This window comes from Acidimicrobiales bacterium (assembly GCA_041394265.1).
Taxonomy (GTDB): domain Bacteria; phylum Actinomycetota; class Acidimicrobiia; order Acidimicrobiales; family SZUA-35; genus JBBQUN01.
In genome coordinates, this window is the sequence record JAWKIO010000005.1 from 3,505,796 (window position 1) to 3,530,347 (window position 24,552).

A 24,552-nucleotide genomic window follows, 5' to 3' on the forward strand; every position below is an offset into this window, starting at 1 on the left:
CAGCCGGGTGTGACACCACAACATGGGGAGCCATCCCCATCGACGTTGACGGTGTCAGGGCCGTCGACGGGGTGTCGACGGCCCTGCTGAACCGTTGGTGCCGAGCGTGCCCTTTGGCGGGCGTGGAGGGGAGTCGTCTCCGCTCGGCGTCTAGGTGATCGGCGGGTGTGAACTGGTCTTGAGGAACTGGGGCGGGACGGCTCACGGGAGGGGTGTCGATCGGCCTATCCGACCTGGGCGTGCTTGGCGTCGGGCCGTTGCTGCGAGATTTTTCTGGTGGCAAGCGAACCGGGGTGTTTCGGCTCGGGGAGCGGGTTTTCGGCTGCTGGTGCTTGTTGATGGGGCTGGTTGGGTCGCGGTGGGGGCTCAAGTCGCACATTGGGTGTGCCGATAGTCACGGCAACGTTGGTTGATGGGAGTCTCACCATGTTCACCGCGAAGCGCCGTCGTGTTGTCGGGGCACTGTTGTTGTCGATCGGGTTGGTCGGTTCGGTCACCCCGGCGGTGCCGGCGGTGTCGGCGCAGGCGGTTCCTGATCGTGGTCAGGGTGTCGAGGGTGCAGTCGGCGACAGGGTCGATGGTGTGGATCCTCGGTTGCCGCGGCCGGTGGCTGATACCGACGCTGGTGCGCCGGGTGGGGTCGAGTCGACGGGTGTGGCCGGGTATTCGGTGGATCCGGAGACCGGGCGGACGGTGTGGGATGTTCCGGAGACGCCAGAGGGTCTTGAGTTTCCTGGTGTCGAGATCCGTGAAGGGAAGTCGCCGGTAGCGCCGGCCGGGCCGGTCGAAACCGGGTTCGTGCCGGGCGAGTCCCGGTATCTGCCGGACATGTCGGATCCGACTCGGCATGTGTTTTTGAATCCTGACAACACCATCACCGCGGTCTACACCGACGCGCCGACCGAGATCGATGTCGAGACGGGGGTCCCGTTCACCCCGCCGATGGTGGTGAGCAGGGACGGTTCAGCACTGGCGTTCGACGGCAGCCAGTCCACGACCAGGGTTCCTGCGGGCCGGCTGGACGCTGCGGGCGGATCACTGTTCGAGACGATGACCGACGACGGCGAGCGGTTTGCGTTCGACGTGGTCGGGCAGCGCCGTGACGTTGTCGGTCGGCCTGAGCGGGTGGAGGAGATCCTCGACGGCGTCGGCGCTCGTGTGCCTATCGTGCCGGGCCGGCCCGATGTGTTGCCGGTACCGGCGGCCGAGGCGGGCCGGGTCGTGTTCGACGGGTTGTTGGATGGTGTCGACACGGTCGTGACCCCGACACCTGAGGGCGCAAAGATCGACTATGTGGCCGACACCGCGGACGCGGCGGCTGGAATCGTTGAGCAGCTCACGGTCCCGGAAGGCTGGTCGTTCAGTGCTGACCTTGGCGTGATCGTGTTGCTCGATCCGGACGGTGTGCCGGGCGGGGTCTGGTCGGGCGGCCCGGCGTTCGATGCGAACGGGGAGAACGAGACTCAGGTCTGGTTGGAACTCGAACAGGTCGATGGGTCTACGGCGACTGCGAGGGTGATGGTCGACCCGGAATGGTTGGCTGATCCGAAGGTGGCGTTCCCGGTGACGCTGGATCCGATCGTGACGATCGGTGCGTTGAACGACACCTGGGTGCAGCAGAACGAGCCGAATAACCGTGTCGGATCGGACAATTTGCGGGCCGGGCCGTTCACCGGGGGGTTGTGGTCACGGTCGTACACGATCTTTGACGACGACCTGTTCACGTTCGGCCCGTCGAAGGGTTGGCGGGTCGATTCGGCGTCGCTGAACCTGCTCAATTTCTACTCCAACACCTGTAGCAGCCACGCGACCTATGTGCGGCGGGTGACGACGCCGTGGTCGCCGTCGGGGATCGTATGGACGAACAAGCCGGAGTCGACGAGTGTCGGTGAGGCGTTCAATCTGTCGACCTACGGCGGCTCGGGGTGTGCCGATAACTGGTTGGGGTTCGATGTGACCGCGATCGCCCAGTATTGGAGCGAGTTCCCCGGGTCGAACTACGGGTTCGAGATCCGGTCGACCGAGACCGGGTCGGCCGCGTTCAAGCAGTTCTACTCCAACGACTGGGACACCGAATGGGCCCGCCCGTATTTGACGATCAACTACGAAACCCACGGCGCCTACTACACGCCGACCACGATGATCGGTGACCCCACGAACGATTTCGAAGACGTTCTGCTGCCGGTGCCGGGGACAACGACGACGGCGTCGGATGGCCGGTTCCCCATGCTGATCGCGAATCGTGGCGTGTTGAACTGGCCATCGGGGACACCGGTGGAGACCGACCCGGCGAAGAACGTGTGCGCCACCTATCACATCAACCAGGCGAACGTGGCGGCCCCGGCGGCGACGTGGGGCGGGTTGTCGGGCTGGCATGTCCTCGACGGCGCGCGTACCTGCCCGAGCGCGGACGCATCCAACATGGCAGATCTGTACAACTCAGGGACACCGACGGTCACCGATCTGGGGATGTTGTTGGCGATCAGGGGTTCCCATTTCACCGCCCCGGGCTTGTACGACGTGTATTTCGGGATGGTCCATGACGGGGTGACCTGGTTCGAGATCGAGGGCAGCCCGCTGGCGGCGAAGCAGCCGATCCGTTGGACGGCCCCACCGCGGGTCACCAACCTCGACGACGGCACCGCGATCGCGATTGACGAGCCGATCGTAGTGAACGTCGACAAGCCCTATGACACCGGTGCCCCCGGTGCGTGGACTCCGACGAACTATCGGGTGAAGTGGGCCGAACCGGGCAACCCGTTCATCGACGCTGACGCGATCACGACCACGGGGACGACGCTGACGATCCCGGTGGAGGATCTCCCGACGAGTCCGGGCCCGGTCGTGTTGTGTGTCCAGGCCCGTGACGGTGTGTCGGATCCGAACGGCGGACCCGAGTATTGGACCCAGTGCGAGTATGTGACGGTCATGCGGGGCATGAGCGGCCTGGGTGCGAACCCGCTCGGTGATCACGCTGGCGGGTTCGCGAACAGCGAGTCCGGTGTGGATGCGGGCACCGGGAACTTCTTCTTCCCGTCGGTCGATTTCGCGTCGACCGGTGTCACCGACGGTTTCGGCTTGACCCGGAACTTCAACTCGGCCAGCGACCAGGCCGGCATTTTCGGTCCGGGGTTCCGCACCAGTTTCGAAGCGTCGGTCGAGTTGTACCCGCCGACGACCGAGTGCACGAACGGCACCCCAGGCCCCGATTGTGTGATCATCGTCCACCACGGCGACGCCTCGACCACCGTGTTCACCCAGGACGGGTCACCAACACTGTGGAAGGCAGCCAACGGGACCAACACGACCGCGGAGATCACGACGGGCTACGAGTTCGTCATCACCTACAAAGACGGCTCGACCGAACAGTTCACTTCCCCCGGATTCGGCGATATCGAGTCGATGACCAGCCCCGAAGGGCACGAGCTGTCGATCCAGATCGTCCACGGGCAGCACCCGGGTGTGATCACCGATGTTGTTTCGGGCCGGACGATCACCCTCAACTATCTGAACGTCGGCACCACCGCCAGCCCGGTGTGGCAGGTTGATCGGGCCCGGATGGTGGTCGATGGGGTCAATCTGGACTGGACCTATCAGTACACCAACGGGTTCCTCACCAAAGCGTGTGATCCTCGAGGGAACTGCACCAGCTACTCCTGGTTCGACCATGACAACGAGGCCACCGGACTCAGCCCCGACAAGCTCCGCACCATCACCACCCCCGAAAACCACAACAGCTCCGGTGTCCCACAGCATCCGCTGACCCTGAACTACAACACCGACGGGCTGGTCACCTCCACGGTCGACCCTGCCGGTGACACCACCAGTTTCGACTACGTCGACGATGACACCACGATCATCACCGACGCCCGCCAGAACGACTGGACGCTCACCTTCGACGCCCAGAACCGCACCAAAACCATGGTCGCCCCCGCCGTCGCCCCGGACGGGCCATCGACGACCACCTATGAGTACGACGGCCCGTACCGGACCGGGATCATCGATGGGTCCGGGCGCAGTGTCGTGTTCGACTACGACGACGACGGCAACCTGTTGAGCGAAACCAAAACCGACGGCACCGCGTCGGAAACCACCTACTACGCGTACACCCCGTCGGCGTACGCCAACCCGGACGTCATCACCGGACCATCACGGGTCTGTGACGCCCGCTCAGCCAGCTCCACCGACACGACCTTCTGCACGACGTTCACCTACGACGCCTTCGGCAACAAGACCAGCGAACAAGCCGCCGACGAGACAACAACGACCCGGCAACGCTGGGTATACACCGACGGGTCGACATCGATCACCGGTGATGCAGGGGTAGGGGTCCCGCCTGCCGGGCTGTTGCGCTACCACTACGACGGCAACACCAGCGCCCAGGGCGGCGAGGGGAAGACCACCTACTTCTACAACTCCAAGGGCGATCTGGTCGGTATGGAGGACCCTGCCGGGCTGGTCACGGTCTACACCCATGACTCGTTGGGTCGGGTCCTGACCGAAACGATCACCTACACCGACGACGGCAACACGATGACGGCGGCCACGTCGTTCACCTACGACAACAACTCGAACCTGAAAACGGTGACCGGGCCGCCGGTGACCAACCCGGTCACCAACACTGCGCACCGTCTGCGCACCACCTACACCTACGACGCCAACAACAACCAGACCGGCCAACTCGATGAAGACATCGTCGGTACCGACCCGGACCGGGAATGGACCCGAGTGTTCGACGTTGTCGACCGCGAGTATCAGACCTTCGACCCCGAGGGTGAGGTCACCAGCCGAGAATTCGATGCCAACGGCAACGTGGACGCGGTGATCGACCCGGCAGGGAACCGGGTCGAAACCCTCTACGACGCCCGGAACCAGGCCGACATCGTCACCGCGAAAGCGTTCGACGACGGCCACGGCGGCACCCCCACCGACCGGGTCCTGACCGACTACAGCTATGACCAGGCCGGCCGTGTCGAGACCGAAAACGCCTACACCTCCGCCTCAGCGTTCATCGAAACCAGCTACGGCTACGACCACGCCGGCCGGCGCACCACCACCAAAGTCAAGGTCAACGGCACCCAGGTCACGGTCGCTTCCGACACCTACACCGGCGGCTACCTGACCCAATCGATCGCCGGGAACGCGTCGGCGACCGCGGCACAGGACAAAGCGGTCACCACCAACGGGTACTACCCGAACGGCCGGCTCCACACCTCCGAAACCGGGGGCCGGACCACCACCTATGTCTACGATCCGGCCGGGAACCCGACCACGGTCACCGTCACCGGGACCGACGCCTATGACGCGTCGCTGACCACGTTGACCACCACCACTCTCTACGACTCGGCGGGCAGGCCAGTCGATGTCACCGTCACCAACGATGACGGAGACGACGCCCGCACCACCACCAGCTACGACGAACGAGGCCACGCGGTCAGCGTCATCGGCCCGCTCGGCTACGCGTCGGGCGCCAACCCACAAGACCATCGCACCGACGTCCGCTACGACCCGGTCGGACGACGGTTCGAAACCACCCAACCCGCTGTCGCCTACCAGCACGCCACCACCAGCACCGGGATCGAAGCCGGCTGGACCAGCGGCACCGCCATGCCCATCACCCTGGTCGGCTACAACACCTTCGGCGACCCCACCCACACCACCGACCCCAACGGCAACACCACCATCACCGCCTACGACGACAACGGCCGCCGCACCGGGATCACCCACCCCACCTACACCCCGCCGACCGGGGCCACGGTCACCCCGACCGAGACGTGGACCTATGACAACAACGGCAACGTCGCCACCTACACCTCCCGCAACAGCCACATCACCAGCTACGACTACGACGGAGCCAACCGGGTCACCCTCGTCACCGACCCGCAGATCCCCAACGCCGCCGACACCGGGCTGCAAACAGCCGGAGTGACCCAGACGTTCTATGACCGCACCGGACGGGTGATCACCACCATCGCCCCCGAAGGGGCCACCACCACCAACATCTGGGACGAACTCGGTCGCCTCGAGACCACCAGCATGGCGGTCCGGGCCGTCGCTACCCAACCGGCACTGACCGCCACCACCTCGATGACCTACAGCTGGCTCGGCTACCTCACCACCAGCACCGACGGTGAAGGCGTCACCACCACCGTCACCTACGACACCTTCGGCAACCCGCTCACCACGAAGACCCAAGACCTCACCGCCACCACCACCCTCTACGACGGTCTCGGCCGCCCCCGATCAGTCAACGACCCCGCCAACGGGATCACCATCACCGACTACGACACCCTCGGCCGCGCCCTCACCATCACCCGCAAAGACACCAGCGGCACCATCTACCAAACCGCCACCAACACCTGGGACACCGCCGGCAACCTTCAAACCGTCACCGACGCCCGTGGCGGTCAAACCGTCTACGGCTACGACGCGTTGAGCCGGCTCACCGATGTGACCCAGACGGTGTCGTTGTCGGCGTCGATCACCACCAACTACGGCTACGACCGCGCCGGGAACCACACCCGCCTGGTCGATGGTGAGGGGCATTCGACCCGGTATGTGTACAACGTGTGGAACCTCCCGGAGATCACCCTGGAGCCCTCCGCCACCACCAGCCCGGTCGAACCCGAGGCCAATCGCCGCTGGACCATGTCGTATGACAAGGCTGGCCAGTCGGTGCATGAAGCGCATCCGGGTGGCCGTGTCGTCACCCGCACCTTCAACGCCCTCGGCCTGCCCGAGGTGGAGACCTCGACCGAACCCGGCGCGGCCACGGTCGCCAAAACGTGGGGGTATGACCGGGACCAGCGCCCGGTCCGCCTGTCGCACCCGACCGCGCCGATCGTGTTGACCTATGACGACCGTGGCCTGCTGGTCGGCCAGACGGGCGGGGCGGGTGATGCCTCGTTCACCTACGACCAGGCCGGCCGTCCGGTCACCCGGACCGACGAGGCCGGAACCCGAGGGTTCACCTACACGACCAACGGCCAAACCGACACCGTCTATGACGGCACCCCACCCGCCGGCCCGACCCGTGTGACTGGCAGCATCGCCGAATACCTCTTCGCCGGCGGCACCGGCACCACCGTGGCCGACGTCTCCGGTGTGACCCCGGCGATAAACCTCACCATCGCCAACCCGGCCAACACCACCTGGTCATCAACCGGGCTGTCGATCAACACCGCCACCAAACTCGAAACCTCCGGCGCCGCGACCCGGATCAACAACGCCATCACCGCTACGGGTGAGTTGACGCTCGAGGCGTGGATCGACCCGGCCAACCTGACCCAGAACGGCCCCGCCCGGATCATGACCCTGTCATCGGGCGCCTACCTGCGCAACACCACCCTGGGGCAGCAGTACGGGGAGATCAACATGCGGACCCGGGCGTCGAACACGACGAACAACGGGATCCCGATGTTCCAAACCAGCAACACCCCCCTCTCCACCGACCTCATCCACGTCGTCGCTACCCACGACGCATCCGGGAACGAGGTCATCTACGCCGACGGGCAGGTGCAGGCCACCACCAGCGGTGTCGGGACGATCACGAACTGGGACAGCAACTACAAACTGTTGATCGCGAACGAAACCTCGAACGATCGGGCATGGCTCGGCGAGATCTGCCTCGCCGCCATCTACGACGAAGCACTCTCAGCGGCCGAGGTCGCCCAGAACTATTCCGCCGGCTGCCCCACCACGACGGGTGGCGGGGGTGGTGGTGGGTCGGGGGCGTGGTCGATCGACTACACCTACGACACCGCCGGCCGGCTCATCGACACCATCTACGCCGGTGACGGACACACCGCCGGCACCTACGACAACGTGGGCCGGGTCTCGACCGAAACCATCAAAGACGACAACGGCACCACCACCGCCTCCACCGCCTACCACTACGACTGTGTCGGCCAACTCATCGCCAAAGACACCGACCTGGACGGCAACGCCGGTGAAGGGTTGAATGCCTACACCTACGACCTCGCCGGACGGCTCACCTCCTGGAACGACGCAGCAACGGCTGTGCCCCCCACCTGCCCCGGCAACGGTTCGAGCGGGCCGTCACGGGTGGCGGGGACCGTGGTCGAATACGTGTTCGCCGGCCAGTCCGGCACCACCGTGGCCGACACCTCCGGCAACGGCACCGCACTGAACTTGACCATCGCGAATCCGGCCAACACCACCTGGTCCGCCGATGGCCTCGCCATCAACTCCGCCACCGTGCTATCCACCGCCGGTCCGGCGACAAAGGTGGCCAACGCGATCAACGCATCCGATGCGCTCACCCTCGAAGCGTGGGTCGCCCCCGCCAACACCACCCAGGCCGGCCCGGCCCGGATCATCACCAACTCCTCCGGCGCCTACCTGCGGAACACCACCCTCGGTCAAGAAGGCGACGAGATCGATTTCCGGGTCCGTGCCGCCAACACCTCCAACAACGGTTACCCCACCCTGCGCACCACCAACAGCCCCCTCGACACCGACCTCATCCACCTCGTCGCCACCCACGACGCCGCCGGGAACCAGGTCATCTACGCCGACGGGGCCGTCCAAACCACATGGAACGCCGGGGTCATCAACACCTTCGACACCAGCTACAAGCTGTACATCGGCAACGAGTCATCCAACGACCGGGCATGGCTCGGCGAGATCTGCCTCGCCGCCATCTACGACGAAGCACTCACCGCCACCGAAGTCGCACAAAACTATGCCGCCGGCTGCCCCACCACCACCGGCGGTGGCGGGGGTGAGTCCCCGCCGACCGGGGTGATCTACACCTACGACAACAACGGCAACCGTCTCACCGCCGGTACCGAGAGTTTCGAATACGACGATCGGAACCGGCTCACATCAGATCCCGACGGCACCTACAGCTGGGACCCGGCCGGGACCCTCGCGACCTACACCCCCACCAGCGGGCCGGCCGAAACGTACACGTTCGATGCCGCGGCTCGGCTCACCGGGATCACCGACGGGACCACCACCACCAGCTACGGGTACGACAACCTCGACCGGATCGCCACCCGCGGCACGGCCGACGTCACCTACACCGGCGGCGAACTCGACCCCACCAGCGACGGCACCAACGCCTTCCACCGAGACCCCGCCGGACGGCTCCTCGCCTACGACACCGGTACCACGGTCACCCATGCCGCAACTGATGGCCACAACGACCTGTACGGGCTCATCAACCCCGACGGCACCCTCTCCGACACCGCCACATTTGATCCCTACGGCGACCCGATCGCCACCACCGGCACCACCAACCCCGTCCTCGGCTACCAAACCGACTACACCGACCCCACCACCGGACACGTCTGGATGGGCGCCCGCTGGTACCAGCCCAGCAGTGCGACGTTCCTGTCACGAGACACCTACTCCGGCGAACTCGTCACACCGTTCACCCTCAACCGCTACACCTACGCCCTCAACAACCCCAACAAGTACTGGGATCCCGACGGGCGCTGCGCCAACCAGGTATTCGACTACTGCCTCGACCAAATCAACGTCGGCGGCAAACCCGTCTACCTCGGCACGACCAGCCTCGACCCCGCCACCCGCAACTACGAAGGCACCACCCCGACCATCACCACCGCCGACTGGGACGCCACCGTCGCCCAGACCATCAACGCCACCGTCGCCGTCGGAAACACCCCCACCGTCACACCAGCAGCAGCAACTATCATCCTGCAACCCGGCGGGGGCGGCTGCATCTCAAGCTTCAACTACAGTGCCGATGGCCGAATCACCAGCTTCAACCAGGGCCGCGGCCCAGAATGCTGGAAAGGTGACCAAGTCCACACCGGCGGTGTCCACGGCGTGGGAACATACCCCTACGCGGAGGAAGCCGATGTCAGAACGCAACAGTCGCAGATCTACTCGGTCCCGGACTACGCAAACGGGGCAACCGCATGGGCAGCCCTGGTCGGTGCAACCCGATTCCTGGTATTCGACGAACGATCATGCCGTAGCAACGACGGCACGGGAGGACTCTCGATCGATGCCGGATGTGCAGCCGAAATCGCCGTTGCGCTCCCGTGGACCAAACTCTTCAAAGGCGCCAAAGCACTCCGATACGCCGACGAAGCAGCCGACGCCGCCGCAGTCGCCCCAAGAAACGCACTGCCACCTCTTCGACAGGCGTACGTCGACGACGTTGCATCACTCGCAGATGAGGTCGCTGCATGGCGCAAGGCCGGCGCAGATCCCGAGGTCATCGCCCGCGAGGCCTGGGCGAACCGGCGGGCGATCGGCATTCAGTACAAGGACCTCACGCCTCCGGACATGCTGACCCAAATCCACGCTCGAAACCTTCAGAAGTACGGAGACCGGCTCGGTCCGACTATCGACTGGCTGCGAGCACAGGGAAAGACCTGGGACCAGATCATCGAGAGCGCAACGCGCACGGGTGGCAAGGACCTGGGATTCTGATGCTTGTCCAATGCCACGACCGCTTCGATCTGGTTGCCGAGTTCACGCCCGAGTCCGGGCTGCTCAAGCCTCGACGAAGGCCGCCGGGGCTGTCGCCCACCGGAACGGATGGTTGGTACGCCACGCTCGACGGAGTGAATGTCGTCTTCTACCGAAGCGATGGCCGCCTGTGGCTCAGCCTCGACGACCGAGTCTTCGACCTCGACGGCGAGACATCGGTCGCCTGGCATGACGATGGTCCCGAGGCGGTGTTCGCCGTCGCCGACGAGGGGGGACAGGTTCTGCTCCGATACCCGAAGGGCCCAGATCTGTCTGATGACCCGACGGCGCATGTATCTGACGAGGACTGGGATCTCGGACTCTTCATTGCAAACGTGATGTTCGACGAGGAGCGAACCGATCTTGTCCGCCGGGGACCTCAGTAGGGCTGCTGCTGCGTGGTCAGTCGGACGATCGCAGTCATCGTCGCGGTGCTGGCCGTTGCCTGCGGCGCCTACGTCCCTGGCGCCTCAGCGCTGGGTGGATCGGTGTCTGGATGCTCGACCGGTGAGAGCCATCTCTCCCACTCGGCGGCTCCCGCCGACGAGCGTTCAGAGCACCATTCGACTTTCTGGAGCAGCTCGTCTGGCTACTCGCCGACAACGGCACCGAGCTCGAAGAGCTGCGGAGGGAGTGGATCCGCACTGGCAGCCCATTCATGCTTGAGCTTGAGCTTGAGCTTGCGCCGTGGCACGCCCCGATTGCGACCTCGAAGGCCGAAGCCGAAGCTCTCTTGTCTGGGCTTCGCACCGATGCCCGCTACCAAGGTCGCGTCGAGGAGCGGATCGCCGAGTGCGATATCGGCGGTCGATAGCGATCTGCCTACTTGTCTCAGTCGTCCAGGTACAGGGATTCCCACCAAGGCGCAGGTCGACGCCGCAGCGAGCTGTAGCTACGCAGACTATCTCGACATCCTTCGAGCGCTGGGTTTGTGACGGTGCCGCCGCTCGCTGAACTTCTCCAGTTGTGCTCACCGAGTTTCCTCAGTGGTGAGTGTTGGTGATGTTAGTCGTGGCCTCCGGTGGTGAGTTGACGGTTGCGGGCTTGGTGGGCTCGGAGCCGGTAGCTGTCGCCGGTGATGTTGAACACGACGGAGCGGTGGAGGAGCCGGTCGAGCATGGCGGCGGCGACGGTGGTGTCGTCGAAGATGTCGCCCCAGGATCCGACACCCCGGTTGGTGGTCAAGATGATGGAGCCTTTCAGGTAGCGCTGGGCGATGACTTGGAACAAGGCGTTGGCGTCATCGGCGGGCATGGGGAGGTGGCCGAGCTCGTCGATGATCAACACTGTCGGCCCGGCGTAGAACCGCATGGTGGTCGCCCATCGTCCCTCGATGGCTGCTTTGCGGCAGCGGGCCGCCAGGTCCGCCGCGGTGCAGTAGTAGACGCGTAGACCCTGTTCGACTGCGGCGTGGCCGAGGGCGGTGGCGAGCATGGCTTTGCCGACACCGGGCGGCCCGATGAACATGATGTTGGTGGCGTCCTTGGCGAACCTGCACGACGCAAGGTCACGCATCAATGCTTGATCGACCGATGGCTGGGCGGCGAAATCGAAGTCGTCGAGGCGCCACGGGGTCGGGAAGTTCGCGAACCTCATCCGTCCGGCCAACCGTCGCGCTTCGGTCGCTTCGACCTCGACCGCGAGGAGTTGTTCGAGGAACTCGGTCGGGTTCTGCTTCGTCTTCAACGCCCGATCCAACGCGGCAGGCAACGCCTCGGCTGCGGCAGTGAGTTTGAGGTAGGCGAGATAGGAACGCAGCTGCTGGTATTGGCTGTTGGGGTTCATCACGCCCCCTGATCTTCGACGAAACGCCGGTAGACATCGAGATCGACAACCGGTTCGGCAAACACTTCGGCGCCGAGCTGGACAGCGAGCGCCAACGCTGCCGCGGATGGGGGCCGGTTCTTCTTGGTGGCGCAGGGCCGATCGGTGGTGAACGCGGCGAGCACAACGTTCTCCAACGCGGTGGTGTGTTCGGGGAGCCGGACGATGCGGTGCGCGCCGGCGGGTGCGAGACGGTGGCTGGTGATCACACGACCTGACGCGGCGATGTCGATCGTGTCGGAGCCGTGACGATGCCGGACCTCGACGATCACGCCGACCAGACCGGGCGGAACCGAATACCTGTTCCCCCAAAGCGACACCAACGCGTTCGCCGCGACGGTCCGCTCGAGCCGGATCGTGACAGGGAACCCGACCGCCGGCAGGCTCAGTAACGGCTCGACAGCGGCGGCTTCGGCGACCGTGACACGTTCGTCGCCACGGTCACGAAGCCGATGATCAGCGACCTCGACACACCACCGACCCAGGCCGGCTTGCGCATCGGTGATCGAGGTGATCCGGGCCGTCCGCCACCATGATTGCGTGATGTAGTCGATCGATTTCTCCACGACACCTTTGCGGTTACCGTGCCGTGGCGGGCACGGATCGATACCAACCCCGTGATGCTTCGCGACCGGTGCGAACGATGCCTGGACCTGATCGGTGCCGGGGGTGATGACCGTCGCCATCCGATCGACCCGCCAACGCTTCGCCGTCCCGCCGAGCCCACGCAACACATGGTCGATACCGACGATCGGGACTGCCTGCGGTTTGGTTGACAGTGGTTTGTGGTCTCACGCTGCTTGGGCGTGAGGGTTGTGGTGGACAAGTTCATACTCGATGGGACTGAGCTTGCCGAGTCGTCGTTGACGGCGGCGATGGTTGTAGGTCCGTTCGATCCAGACGATGATCTCGATCCGGAGCTCTTCACGCGTGGCCCATGTCCGCCGGTTCAACACGTTCTTCTGCAGCAACGAGAAGAACGATTCCATCGCCGCGTTGTCACCTGCTTATCCGGCCAATCGGAGATTGGTCCGCCCTTCGGGCCCGGATAACACCTATCTACCGGCCAATCGAGCGCGCACAAGCGCGGACGTCTTCCTGTCGCGATTGGCCGGTAGATGGGCACGAAGCGACTCGAACCATCGAGCCGACCAGCCCGGCATCAGCGAGCTCACGACGGAACGCTCGAGATCGGAACTGGCCTCCCCTGTCGGAATGGACGATCACCGGTCCTTCCGGGTCCCGGCGAGCGACCGCAGTGCGCAACGCCGTGGCCGCAAGCTTGGCGGTCATACGCTCATCAATCGAGTAGCCGACGATCCGGTTCGAGCAGACATCCTTGATCGCACAGCAGTACAGCTTCCCCTCCGCGGTCTGATGTTCGGTGATGTCGGTCAGCCAGATCTCATCGATCCGCTCAGCAGTGAAATCGCGGTGCACGAGATCGTCGTGCACCGCCGGCCCAGGCCGGCCCTTCCCTGCGTTGATGCGGCCCTTCTTCACCGTGGTCGACCAGATCCGATGCTCACGGCACAACCGGTGCACGCGCCGCTCGCCGACGTGATGCCCGGCTGCTTGGAGTTCATCGGCGATGAACCGGTAGCCGAACTCGGGGTCATCGCTATGGACATCGAGAATCGCGTTGACCAGTCGGGCGTCGTCGAGATCACGATCCGAGCACGGCTGGGCCAGCCACTTGTAGAACGCTTGTGGTGTGAACCCGAGGATCTCGCAGCTCAACACGACAGGAATCCCCTCGGTCTGGAGACGCTGGACCAAGGGGTACATCATTTTGGGGCGGCGTCCTTGGCGAAATAGGCAGTCGCTCGGCGCAGGATCTCGACGTCTTGCTCCAGGCGCCGGTTGTGTCGCCGCAACTGGACGAGTTCGTTCTGCTCGGCGGTGGTGAGACCGTCCTTGATCCCGTCATGGATGTTGGCCTGAGCCAGCCAGCGTTGCAGCGTGGTCTTCGACAGGCCGAAATCTTTGGCGACCTCGGCCTGGGTCGTGCCGTCACGCCGGGCGACCGCCACGACATCACGAATGAACTCCAGTGGATACTTCTTCGGCATGGCAACATCCTTCCAGCAGAACCTCTGGCCCTGCATACGATGTCAACCAAACCCGCGGCAGTCCCGGCCCGGGTAGGGTGATGGCATGCGTTTAGTGCGATAACCGTGTCGACCGGATCCCAGGAGCTCCCGCTGCCATGACCAATGTTCGCGCCCTGCCCGCCGCCGCATCGGCCGAGGTCGGGTTGGTGGATGCGATCGTCGGGTTCCTGGCCGCGGTGGACCTCGCGGCGTCGACGGTGGCGGTCTATGAGGTGACGCTCGAGCGGTTCCTCGACGACCTCGGGAATCTGCCGTTGGCCGCCATCACCAAGGCGGCGGTGCGACGGCATCTCACCGACGCCTACGGGGGGACGGCGCCGGCGACGTTCAACCGGAACCTGGCCACCCTCTCTTCGTTGTTTGCGTGGTGTGTGGAGAACGAGCTCGTTCACTCCTCCCCCACCCGGGGGATCCGGCGTCGCACACCGAAGAAGACGGTGGAGGCCGAACGTCGGGCCCGACCCGTCCTGTATGCGGAGTTGGCTGCCGTGTGGGGCAACACCGCCCACAGCATCAGGGACCGGGTGTTGTGGGCGATGGCCTATGACACCGCGGCCCGCGCTGATGAGTTGTTGGGTCTGGATATCGAGAACATCGACACCGCCAACCGGGAAGCGGTCATCATCGGCAAAGGCGGCAACGCGGAGCGCATCTACTGGTCCTCCACCACCGCCCGCTTGCTGCCCCGCCTTCTCACCTGGAAGCTGCAGCCGTGGGTGTCGGGGCCGTTGTTCATCGGTGACCGCCGGCCACGCTCCCACCTCGCCCCCGCCACCGCCGACCTATGCCCCGTCAGCGGGCATGCCCGCCTGTCGTATCGGCGGGCCGAGGAACTCTGGAAGCAAGCGTCCGGCGGGCACACCCTGCACCAGCTCCGCCACTCCCGGCTCACCCATCTCGCGGAGGCCGGCGAAGACGTCACCATGATCAAAGCCAAATCCCGGCACCGCTCACTCCGCTCCCTCGAACGCTACGTCAACCCCTCATCTGATGCGATCCGAGACCTCACCAACCGCCACGACCCCAACCGGCGAGGTCGGTGATGGAACTCATTTCCGAGCCACGTCTGCGGAGTGCTCTTCATCTGGTTGTCTCGCTGAGCGAACACGGCATCCCTGACGCCTGGCCGACTGGTCTAGAGATTGAGGCCTACGTGGACGATTGCGAGAGGGGTTCTTTTCAAAGCATCTTCGGGGTGACCGGGATGATCGGGACGATGCGTCTCGGGATCGGCCCGTCGAGGCCCCTAGCGCAGCGGCTTATTGAACTTGGATGGGCTTTGGAGATTGACCATCGGGGATCAATCGCAGCCACGGACCTCGGGCTGTCAGTTCACCAAGCCATGCTGGCCGAGCAGCGTGCTGCAGCCGCCCACGAGGTCAACGAGATCCGCCTAGGTGTGGGCGAGGACGTCGCATGGGAGGAACTCGTCCGATCATTGTCAAGGTTCGAGCCGTACATGCTTGTTGACCCCTACCTCGAGTGGAGGCATCTGCAGCTCCTGATCCAAGAAACACGAATCACACAAGCGTTGACCGCATTCAAATCGGGTGGTCAGGCCAACGAGCGGAGACAATCGCTCCACGAGGTGGTCGCCCGACGCGAGCAGTATGGGGCGGGCGCCGTCTCATTCGAGGTTCGAGCGGTGGCAGATCCCAAAACGCTGCACGACCGTTTCATCGTGACCGAAGACGAGGTGTGGACCCTCGGGGCCTCGCTGAACGGGATCGGCAAGAATCCAACGTTGCTGGTGAAGCTCGGCAACAACGCCGACTCCACGAGAAGAGACAACCGCAAGCTGTGGGACTCAGCGACACCACTTGACATCGACAACCAGGCGGAAGCCGACGAGTAGCCGCTGCCCTTCGGGAAGGGGATATTACCGGAAGTCAGAAGGCTCGGATGTCATGTCGGGCGCAAGCGTGGACGTGCGACTACAGCTTGAGGTGGCGCAAGTGGGGCAGCGGCAGCCGCCGCCATGGAAGCGGTTCGTGTCGAAGTCAACGGTCAACGGTCTCGGTCGCGGTGGGTGAGTGAGCTTCGTTGTCTCCTCGGGCGAACGCCTCCAGGTCCGACATCCGTAGACGTACGCTGCGGCCGATCCTGATGGGGTCGAGTTCTTGTTGCCAGATGAGCTCGTAGACGGTCGAGCGGCTGATCGCCAGAAGCGACGCCGCTTGCGGAATGGTCACCAACAGCTGCGCGGGCTTGTCGGCCTCGATCTCAGCTTTGGCCCGGCTTGCATGTGTGTTCTCGTGTGTTGTCATTGGTTTCTCCTCGTCGATGTTTCCTAGGAAAGGCGTTCGACGAGCCCGCAACGCGACAACACCGTTGCTGACACTGGTGAGAACGTCGAGATCCATACAGACTTCTCGCTCCCTCCGGGAGCAAGACGATAAGGCCGACTCCGGTTGACACCTACGTGTCAACGCTCCCGAAGCAAGGGGCTCAGCCCCTTGACACACCGTTCTTGAATCATATTGAATCTGACAACATCAGGAGGAACACTCGCATGTTTGCATCCAGCCATCAAGACACGAGTGGCTGGATCGCCAGCCACGACCCACTCAAGGTCATCCGACTGGCCGATCCGGTCGTCGACGAACTCGGTCACGACGTTCGGAGCAGCTACGTCGAGACGTACTGGCTGCCGATCCTCGGCCCCACCGCCACGTGGGCGACCAGGCGGATGGCGGACTGGCTCGACGCCAGCCCGGACGGAATCGAGGTCTCGCTCGGTCAGCTTGGTCCCTGCCTTGGCATCAGCGCTCACGTCAGCCGCAACACGCCGGTCGTGCGGACCATGACTCGGCTCGTCGACTTCGGTATCGCTTCCATCGGCGGCGACACATTCGGTCTCCGCACCATCTTGGCGCCGTTGCCGCTACGCCATGTTCGAAAGCTGCCGCCTGGACTGGCGAGCCGGCACGAGCTCGAGCTGGAGCAGGTCCGATGAACGATTTGCGGAGCGAAGATCTCGGCGAGGGCGAAGTTCCTTGGGGAAGTGATCCTCGCCCTCTCGGACCCCCGTGCGGCTGTTTCCCGGTGACGTGCACGACCAGTTGCGACTGCACCAACGGCTGCTCCGGAGACTGCACCACGGACTGCACCAACGACTGCACCGACCCCCTCCAGCGGGCAGACGGCGACGGAGCGATCGACACGATCCGGCTCGTCGGTATCCGTGGAGGGGCCGGCACGAGCACGATCGCCGGCGTGCTCGCCATGCACGCAGCCACGATGGTCCCGACCGAGCTGGTGACCAGCGACCCTCGAATGGCTTGTGCTCTCTTGGGGTTCGCCGAGCCCGGCGGTCTCCCGGCCGAGGTCGCGCCGAAGTTGGTCGTCGCCGACCGTCGCCAAGGACGCGAGGGTCTGACCGTGGTCGACGAGGGCACGCTCGACCCCGAGAGCGGGCGGCCGGGAAGTAGGCCGGGGGAGCGGTCGCTCGGAGTCCTGCGTGGCCCGTGCTATCTGGCCCTCAGGACGCTGATGGCCGACCCTCACAACCTTGACGGGCTCGTGCTCGTGACGGAGTTCGGGCGGGCGCTGACCGAGCGGGACGTCGTGGACGTGACCGGGCTCGACGTAGTCGCCACGGTGGCCGGCACGCCGAGCGTCGCCCGAACGATCGATTCCGGCCTGCTCGCCGCCCGCTACCGCAACCTCGCCGACTTCCGCCCACTTCGACGCTGGCTCACCCTCCAGCTCGACCCCTTCCCCGCACGCCGAACCGACCCCCGACGCACTGCACCAAACCACCCCTCAATGTCTGGCACAGACTTGCTACTTCCGCCGGTGGCGGAAGTAGCTCACGAGATGCCAGTGGCTCAAATCGGAAGGGATCGGTTGTCGCGCCGGGAGCATCGGGTTCGCCTTCCTGGGCATGTTGAACATCGGGAAGCTGACACCGGGAGCGGCCGAGTACTACGTGGGGGAGGTGGCGACCTCGGCGGAGGACTACTACACCGGGGAAGGGGAAGCGAAGGGGCGATGGGTGGGCTCGCTCCGGTCGACGCTGGAGTTGGAGGGGGAGGTCGATCCCGAGCATTTCCGGCGAGTACTGCTCGGGCAGCACCCTCACACGGGGGAGTACCTCATCTCGGCTGCGGGATCGGCTGGCCGCGCGTCTCAGCGCCGACCGTCAACCCCGCTCGAACAGTCCGGTGACGCGCCGGTAGACGTTGTGCGGGCGGCGACAGCGCTTGGGGTCTCCACGCGGTACGTGCGTCAGTTGCTTGACGCAGGTGCCCGGTATCAGGACGCGCTCGACAAGGCAGCGCCCGACGATCAGGTGGTCGAGCCCAGGAGCTACTTGATCGGCAAGCAGGTCACCAATCACGGCAACGGCGGGCCCGACGTGTGGGAAGTCTCCCGGGCTGAAGTAGACCGTCACGCTGCCACCAGCGAGCCGCGCAAACCGAGACCGGGCTACGACGTCACGTTGCGGCCACCGAAAAGTGTGAGCGTGGTCTGGGCACTCGCCGATTCTGCTACCCGGGCGACGGTCCGCCAGGCGCATACCGAGGCAGTCGACGAGGTCGTTCGCTATCTGGAGTCCCGTGCGATCAAGGGCCGGGTGACCGTCTACAAGGCCCAGCGTGAACTCGAGACCGACGGGCTGATTGCTGCCGCGTTCGATCACCGGACCAGCCGCGCCGGTGATCCGTTGCTCCATACCCACGTGGTGGTCGCCAACCTGACGCTCGTTGATGCCGGGGACAAAGACGGCCCGGTGTGGCGAGCGATCGCTGCCCGTGGCCTGTTCGAGCACGCCAAATCGGCCGGGCATCTGTATCAGGCTCATCTCCGTCATCTGATGTCGCAACGTCTGGGTGTCGAGTGGGGCGAGGTCACCAACGGGTACGCCGACATCTCCGGGGTGCCCGAGCGGGTGATCGAGGCGTTCTCGAAGCGGCGCACCGAGATCGAGGAAGTGATGGCCGAGTCGGGCAACACCTCGGCGCGGGCTGCGCAGATCGCCACGTTGGAGACCCGGAAACCGAAGGACTATTTGGTCGATCCCGACACACTGTTCGACCAGTGGCGCTCTGAAGCTGCCGCCCTTGGCTTCGGTGCCGCACATGTAGCGGCCTGCATGGGCAAGCAACGGCCGGCGGCGCTGACGCCGGCCGAGCTTCAGGCAGCGTTCAACGACCTCGCGGAGCCGACCGGGCTCACGGAGCGGGCGTCGACGTTTCGTCGGACCGATGTGGTCGAGGCGCTGGCGTCACGATTCGGGGCGAGCTGCACCGCCCTCGAAATCGAAGCACACGCCGACGCCTTCCTCACCGGCGACACGGTCGCCGTCGTCGATCGGACACGGCGGGCTGCACCAACGCCCGGTCCCGCTGCACCGGCCACTGCACCATCCCAAGTCTCGACACAACCCAAACCGCCGACTTCGATGCAGGCGATCTACACCACGACCGAGCTGGCGGCGCTCGAGGAGGAGCTCCTCACCTGGGCCGACACCAGCCAACGCCGAACTGGTGCAGTCGACGGTGCAGTGGTTGGTGCAGTGCTCGATGCCCGCCCGGAGTTGTCGGGCGAGCAGGTCGTCATGGTCGAAGCCCTCTGCCGGCGAGCGGACGCAATCCTGCCGATCGCGGGGCGGCCGGGAGCGGGAAAGACCTACGCCACCGAAGCCGCCGTCGCTGCTCACCTTGCAGCCGGTGTCGCGATCGTGGGGGCCGCGGTGTCGGCAGCTGCGGCGTCGGAGTTGGAATCAGCCGCCGGGTTCGGCCGGTCGGTCATGCCGGCAACGACGGTCGCCAAGTTGCTGCGTGATCTCGACCAGTGGGGCGGACTCGCACCTGACAGCACGGTGATCGTCGACGAAGCGTCGATGCTCTCCACCCGAGATCTGCATCTTCTCGCCAGCCATGCCCGCAACGCGAACGCGACGATCGTGTTGATCGGTGACCCCGACCAGCACGGCCCGGTCGATGTCGGAGGCGTGTTCCAACGCCTGTGTCGCGATCGGGGCGATGATCTGATCCGGTTGGTGGAGAACAACCGCCAGACCGATCAGGTCGAGCGGCTCGCCATCGGTGAATACCGAGACGGCCACATCGCCGACGCCCTGGCCCGCATGGATGTCGCCGGGCGAATCGTGCGGTCGGCGACCGCAGGGGAGTCCTTCGATGCGATGGTGGCTGACTGGTATGCGGATCGTCTCGACGGGCGGGCTGACCCGATGATCGCCGGTCCGAATTCCACCCGACGCGCCCTCAACGATCGGGCACGAGTTCTGCTCAAAGCCAACGGCGAACTTACCGGCAAGCCTCTCGTCGTCGCTGGCCGCGAGTATCTGGTTGGCGACCAGGTCGTCGCTCGCCGCAACGACCGCCGACTCCGCAACGCCGCCGGTGGCGAGTTCGTCAAGAACGGCTCCGCTGGCACCGTCACGAACTTGCACCCCAAGTCGGGGGAGGTCACGGTGGCGTTCGAGCGGGAAGGAACCATCCGGGTCCCACGCACCTATCTGGCGGCCGGACGCTTGGAACACGGATACGCACGCACGAGCTACGGGGTGCAGGGCGCCACCCATGGCACCGCCCGCTACCACCCGACCGACCAGTCGAGTTTCGAGGAGGGCTACGTGGCCATTACCAGGGGCCGTGACCAGAGTCGGCTCTACATCGTGGATGGCACCATCACTCATCACGACGACGAAACCCACCAACGCCCCGACCCGATACGCTTCGACCTCGGCGACATCGCCGACGCCCTCACTCGCCGCCGTACCGGCACCATGGTCGCCGACACAGCCGGCCGGCTCACCACCGTGCACCGCCTGGCTGAAACTATGACCCTCCGTGCCCTCACCGACGAGCGCACAAGGTTGGAGCAGGTTCTCGCCAAGGCACCACGTTCAGCAACTGAAGCCATCGACGCAGCAACCGCCGAGCTCGAGACGCTCCAGACCCGACGAAACGCATGGGCGCTGGGGGAGGGCAGCGAACGAAAGATCGCCGCCCTTGATCGTGCCATCGGCCGAACCGACGTCGCCCTCACGGCCGCTCGTGAACGACAGCAGGATCGAGAGCGCTGGTTCGACGAGCACGCCGAGGTGGTCGACCGGTATGACATCGTTCGGCGAGCGGAAAGCCATCGCCGAACCAAGATCGCCGCCAATCCCGAGCACTACCTCGTCGGCGCCGATGCGGGTCCGGCGCCGGTCCTGCAACGAGATCGACGGACTCGGCACGAGCGGCTGGTAGCCGAAGCCGTCGCCTGGGACATGGCTGCGCCGGTGGATACGACTGCTGAGGCCGAGTACGTCATGGAACTCCAATAGCGGCTTCGGGATCGGACCCAGACTCCGAGGCCGACCCTTACTTGTTGGCGAAGCGGTGGTGGGCCGATTGGGTGCTGATCCCGAACACTTCGCCGACCTGTCCCCACGTCGACCCTTCCAGTTCCCGGGAGGCGGCCACCTCTCGTGCAGCCAGGACCTCCAACGCCTCTTGAGTGTCGATCGCCAGCTTCGCCAGCGCCAGTGGCTCGACTCGACGTGTCGGCTTGCCGGTGATCGGGTCGGAGTAGCGGTCAACGGGCAGCCGGAGTTCTTTCGCTATTGCGAGGAGTGCGGCGTGCGTGGCGGTCAGCAAGTCGGGGTCGATGGTGGTGGGTCGGGCCGGTCGCCCCACTGGTCGTGTCATGCGCTCAGGCTACGTCAGATTCAACCTGATCCCATGTCGACGTCGAGGTCGATGTTGACCGATGCTTCGACCGAAGGAGGGTTCGCTGGGTCGACAGAACGCTCGGCCGGGATGCGCGGTCGGGTCATTCCGGCCTGGAGTCCGGAGCGGATCGTAGTGGTTGCTTCCCGAGCTCCGAGACCTGCGCCCAGCGCAGCGTGATGCAACTGGTCGGCGACGGTGTCGGCATCGAGTAGTCCGGCACCGACGATCTGGCCGAGGCTGAACGCTGCCCGGTTCAGGCGGTGGTTGCGGCCACCCGATGCCGCGGTGCGGACCTGGCTGGCCTCGTCGTCCAGCGCTCTGGCAGCCCAAGCCGACAACGCACGGTCGATCCGGACCGGCTCGGTCCACCGAGAGCGCGGTGAACTCTGATCGCCGGCGACATGTCGCTCGGGCGGGCGGATCCGCTCGAGGAGATGGTCGGGCAGGTCGGGCAGCTCCCACTTCCCGGTCCAGCGGTACACGCCACCAGAGGCGTGGCGGCTTGGCGGGGCGATCACGTAGCCCCCGTCGCCGCGCACATCGACCCCCGGGCCGAGGGCCGTTCCCGCCGAGTTGCGAACGTGTCCGCCAGGATGGGCGAAGTAGAGGTGCCAGCCACCCGACCCGGTCCGAACCCGTAGACCCTTCGGGATCGCATGCTCGGCGGCAAGGGACCGCATCGAATCGAGACCGCCATGGTCGGGGTCGACGTCGATCACCACCAGCCCCGAGGCCGCGCCCGTGCGGATCCCGAGATTGGCGTCCGGCCACTGCCGCCACCACCGACGAATCGCCGATGGATCGACCGTCGCGTCATAGAGGCCATTGCGGGTGCGGGGGTGCTTGCCCGGCGAGCCGCACTCTGGTTGACGGCACGAACAGCCGCCGCTGCTCGGTGCGTGGCAGGGCAAGACCTCGAAACCTCGTTGAGCCAACCGAAGCGCAGAATCGAGCGGGTCGGTCACGGCAACCCGATCTCGATCGCTTCGGTCGGCATCTCGGGTGACGCCGGTTCCATTACGGGGGTTCTCTGGCGAAGTAGCCGGTTGGTCAAGTCGTGGGGGAGTGCGTAGCCGTAGGAGAGATGCCGCCCGGCCTCGGCGGTGGTCAGCCGGTAGTGGCCGGCGATCGGGAAGTCGACCACGACGGATTGGCGGGCCGGATCGCACGCAACGACCTGACCCAGTACGCCGACATCGGGGACGAGGTCACCGTTGCCGTCCGCAGCGGCGCTGACGACGACGAGGTCGCCTGCGGCCAACAGCAACGAGCCGGCTTCCAGGTCTGGCCCGCTGAGCAGTCCCTGCGCCCGAAGTACTGCGTGGGCCAAACCGTTCAGCTCACCCGGATCGTCGCCATCGAGCGCAGGGCCGCCGCTTTCGGCCACATCCGACTGGCCAGCCCAGGCAATGACCTTTGCGGCCGTGGCGAAGCGTTCCGGGGTGTCGAGCCAGTCCCCGAGAACACCGAACGCCGCCTCCTGATCAGAATTGACAGCGACGGGACGCTGGGCTGCGACCGGTCGAAGGTGAACGACATCGGCCGGCGAAGCCGCGGTCTGGGCGGACTCGCCAACGGTGAACTCGACGCCGCAGACTCCGCACATCACCGGACCCTGCGCCGCCACCGACGGCGCCATGCGTATCCGCCGACCACACCCGCATACCATCGCTGAGGACCTGGATTGCCCCGTCTCGCCGGGCCCGGCTCCCTCCCGGCCGGCACCAGCGGTGCGAGCGGGGTCGAGCCTCCGGGCGATACGGATGGCGTCGCGCAGATCGTCGATCTCGGCGGCGTACCGGTCGATCGCAGCAGGGGTGAGCGTCGTCTTGGCCCAGCCGTAGGGCGGCATCATCTCGACGTCCAGCCCGACCTCGACCGCCGTGGTCTTGAATCGGGCGTTGTGGTAGCGCCCACCCCGAGACGTGTCCTTGACGCCCCTGGCGGCGTTCAGACCGTGCGCCGCCTCGTGCAGCAACACTTCGAACACGTCCTCGACCGGCAGGTGCAGCGCCTCGCCGGCCAGCAACACCTCACCACGAAGCTCGTTGCCCGCCTCCCAGCGACCGCCCCACCAGTGCCCGAGCCTGACCAGCCGGCCCCGATCCACCCCCGACCCGAGGATGATCACCGCATCAGGCAGCTCCGGATGTTGGACCTGGAACGCACGCCACGCGATCTCGCAGGCAACAACAACATCGCTCGCATTCCCGGGCGGCGGTTCCTTTGCGTTGTCCATACGGAGGGAAGGCGCCGCCGGAGTGCGAAACGCGACCGCCAGCCTGGTGATCCGCCAGTCGCAACGCGTCACTCGGGCGGTGCGGCCTCTCGCTGCACGTCCGCTCCCATTCTTGGATGCGACCTGACAGAGACGCTCGGTGGAGTTCCGCCACTCTGACCTTCAAGCAATCGTTGGTCGATTCCGGCTGTTCACCGGTTGGAACAGTCCGTGTAAC

General features: G+C 65.4%; 14 protein-coding genes and 1 pseudogene. 6 read left to right on the forward strand and 9 right to left on the reverse strand.

The window, feature by feature from the left end:
* The first annotated feature begins 426 nt into the window (after positions 1 to 426).
* Together R2733_17110 and R2733_17115 are read left to right on the forward strand one after the other, a co-directional pair.
* Positions 427 to 10,428 carry a LamG-like jellyroll fold domain-containing protein gene (locus R2733_17110; GenBank protein MEZ5378230.1) on the forward strand — a complete coding sequence of 3,334 codons (10,002 nt, stop codon included), beginning with the start codon at positions 427 to 429 and terminating at the stop codon, positions 10,426 to 10,428.
* Positions 10,428 to 10,853 carry a hypothetical protein gene (locus R2733_17115; GenBank protein ID MEZ5378231.1) on the forward strand — a complete coding sequence of 142 codons (426 nt, stop codon included), beginning with the start codon at positions 10,428 to 10,430 and terminating at the stop codon, positions 10,851 to 10,853. Before R2733_17110 ends, R2733_17115 begins: the two co-directional genes overlap by 1 nt.
* A gap of 619 nt (positions 10,854 to 11,472) precedes the next feature.
* Here the strand turns inward: R2733_17115 and istB are convergent.
* The 5 genes and pseudogenes from istB to R2733_17140 form a co-directional block, all read right to left on the reverse strand.
* Positions 11,473 to 12,252 carry an IS21-like element helper ATPase IstB gene (gene istB / locus R2733_17120; protein MEZ5378232.1) on the reverse strand — a complete coding sequence of 260 codons (780 nt, stop codon included), beginning with the start codon at positions 12,250 to 12,252 and terminating at the stop codon, positions 11,473 to 11,475.
* Complete coding sequence (locus tag R2733_17125) at positions 12,252 to 12,977, reverse strand: hypothetical protein (protein MEZ5378233.1); 726 nt, start codon at positions 12,975 to 12,977, stop codon at positions 12,252 to 12,254. The genes istB and R2733_17125 overlap by 1 nt, the downstream gene beginning before the upstream one ends.
* Before the next feature lie 105 nt (positions 12,978 to 13,082).
* A pseudogene (locus R2733_17130) lies at positions 13,083 to 13,295 on the reverse strand (IS3 family transposase).
* Positions 13,296 to 13,350: 55 nt separating this feature from the next.
* Positions 13,351 to 14,082, reverse strand: a complete 732-nt coding sequence (locus tag R2733_17135) for an IS3 family transposase (GenBank protein ID MEZ5378234.1) — start codon at positions 14,080 to 14,082, stop codon at positions 13,351 to 13,353.
* Positions 14,079 to 14,363, reverse strand: coding sequence for a transposase (locus tag R2733_17140; protein MEZ5378235.1), 285 nt, complete (start codon positions 14,361 to 14,363; stop codon positions 14,079 to 14,081). Before R2733_17140 ends, R2733_17135 begins: the two co-directional genes overlap by 4 nt.
* A gap of 137 nt (positions 14,364 to 14,500) precedes the next feature.
* On the opposite strand from R2733_17140, the gene R2733_17145 reads away from it, so the two are divergent.
* Entirely contained in the window at positions 14,501 to 15,448 is a 948-nt protein-coding gene (locus R2733_17145; protein MEZ5378236.1) for a tyrosine-type recombinase/integrase, read from the forward strand.
* Entirely contained in the window at positions 15,448 to 16,260 is an 813-nt protein-coding gene (locus tag R2733_17150; GenBank protein ID MEZ5378237.1) for a hypothetical protein, read from the forward strand. The genes R2733_17145 and R2733_17150 overlap by 1 nt, the downstream gene beginning before the upstream one ends.
* A gap of 145 nt (positions 16,261 to 16,405) precedes the next feature.
* On the opposite strand, the gene R2733_17155 is transcribed toward R2733_17150, so the two are convergent.
* Positions 16,406 to 16,768 carry a helix-turn-helix domain-containing protein gene (locus R2733_17155; protein MEZ5378238.1) on the reverse strand — a complete coding sequence of 121 codons (363 nt, stop codon included), beginning with the start codon at positions 16,766 to 16,768 and terminating at the stop codon, positions 16,406 to 16,408.
* A 149-nt stretch (positions 16,769 to 16,917) separates the two neighbouring features.
* Between R2733_17155 and R2733_17160 the strand changes: the two genes are divergently transcribed.
* Both R2733_17160 and mobF read left to right on the forward strand, forming a co-directional pair.
* The gene (locus R2733_17160) at positions 16,918 to 17,361 is read left to right on the forward strand and encodes a hypothetical protein (protein MEZ5378239.1); all 444 of its coding nucleotides are present in this window, start codon (positions 16,918 to 16,920) and stop codon (positions 17,359 to 17,361) included.
* 930 nt (positions 17,362 to 18,291) lie between these two features.
* On the forward strand, positions 18,292 to 21,708 hold the full coding sequence (mobF, locus tag R2733_17165; GenBank protein MEZ5378240.1) for a MobF family relaxase: 3,417 nt from the start codon (positions 18,292 to 18,294) through the stop codon (positions 21,706 to 21,708).
* A gap of 37 nt (positions 21,709 to 21,745) precedes the next feature.
* On the opposite strand, the gene R2733_17170 is transcribed toward mobF, so the two are convergent.
* The 3 genes from R2733_17170 to R2733_17180 are packed head-to-tail and all read right to left on the reverse strand — an operon-like array spanning position 21,746 to position 24,335.
* The gene (locus R2733_17170) at positions 21,746 to 22,072 is read right to left on the reverse strand and encodes a hypothetical protein (protein MEZ5378241.1); all 327 of its coding nucleotides are present in this window, start codon (positions 22,070 to 22,072) and stop codon (positions 21,746 to 21,748) included.
* A gap of 20 nt (positions 22,073 to 22,092) precedes the next feature.
* Positions 22,093 to 23,061, reverse strand: a complete 969-nt coding sequence (locus tag R2733_17175; protein ID MEZ5378242.1) for a bifunctional DNA primase/polymerase — start codon at positions 23,059 to 23,061, stop codon at positions 22,093 to 22,095.
* Complete coding sequence (locus R2733_17180; GenBank protein MEZ5378243.1) at positions 23,058 to 24,335, reverse strand: hypothetical protein; 1,278 nt, start codon at positions 24,333 to 24,335, stop codon at positions 23,058 to 23,060. The genes R2733_17175 and R2733_17180 overlap by 4 nt, the downstream gene beginning before the upstream one ends.
* Positions 24,336 to 24,552: the final 217 nt, after the last annotated feature.

What these genes read in the sequence shown, in the direction of transcription:
- R2733_17110 (MEZ5378230.1), top strand. Translation starts at nt 427, where the DNA reads ATGTTCACCGCGAAGCGCCGTCGTGTTGTCGGGGCACTGTTGTTGTCG.
- R2733_17115 (MEZ5378231.1), top strand. Translation starts at nt 10,428, where the DNA reads ATGCTTGTCCAATGCCACGACCGCTTCGATCTGGTTGCCGAGTTCACG.
- istB (MEZ5378232.1), bottom strand. Translation starts at nt 12,252, where the DNA reads ATGAACCCCAACAGCCAATACCAGCAGCTGCGTTCCTATCTCGCCTAC.
- R2733_17125 (MEZ5378233.1), bottom strand. Translation starts at nt 12,977, where the DNA reads ATGGCGACGGTCATCACCCCCGGCACCGATCAGGTCCAGGCATCGTTC.
- R2733_17135 (MEZ5378234.1), bottom strand. Translation starts at nt 14,082, where the DNA reads ATGATGTACCCCTTGGTCCAGCGTCTCCAGACCGAGGGGATTCCTGTC.
- R2733_17140 (MEZ5378235.1), bottom strand. Translation starts at nt 14,363, where the DNA reads ATGCCGAAGAAGTATCCACTGGAGTTCATTCGTGATGTCGTGGCGGTC.
- R2733_17145 (MEZ5378236.1), top strand. Translation starts at nt 14,501, where the DNA reads ATGACCAATGTTCGCGCCCTGCCCGCCGCCGCATCGGCCGAGGTCGGG.
- R2733_17150 (MEZ5378237.1), top strand. Translation starts at nt 15,448, where the DNA reads ATGGAACTCATTTCCGAGCCACGTCTGCGGAGTGCTCTTCATCTGGTT.
- R2733_17155 (MEZ5378238.1), bottom strand. Translation starts at nt 16,768, where the DNA reads ATGGATCTCGACGTTCTCACCAGTGTCAGCAACGGTGTTGTCGCGTTG.
- R2733_17160 (MEZ5378239.1), top strand. Translation starts at nt 16,918, where the DNA reads ATGTTTGCATCCAGCCATCAAGACACGAGTGGCTGGATCGCCAGCCAC.
- mobF (MEZ5378240.1), top strand. Translation starts at nt 18,292, where the DNA reads ATGTTGAACATCGGGAAGCTGACACCGGGAGCGGCCGAGTACTACGTG.
- R2733_17170 (MEZ5378241.1), bottom strand. Translation starts at nt 22,072, where the DNA reads ATGACACGACCAGTGGGGCGACCGGCCCGACCCACCACCATCGACCCC.
- R2733_17180 (MEZ5378243.1), bottom strand. Translation starts at nt 24,335, where the DNA reads ATGGACAACGCAAAGGAACCGCCGCCCGGGAATGCGAGCGATGTTGTT.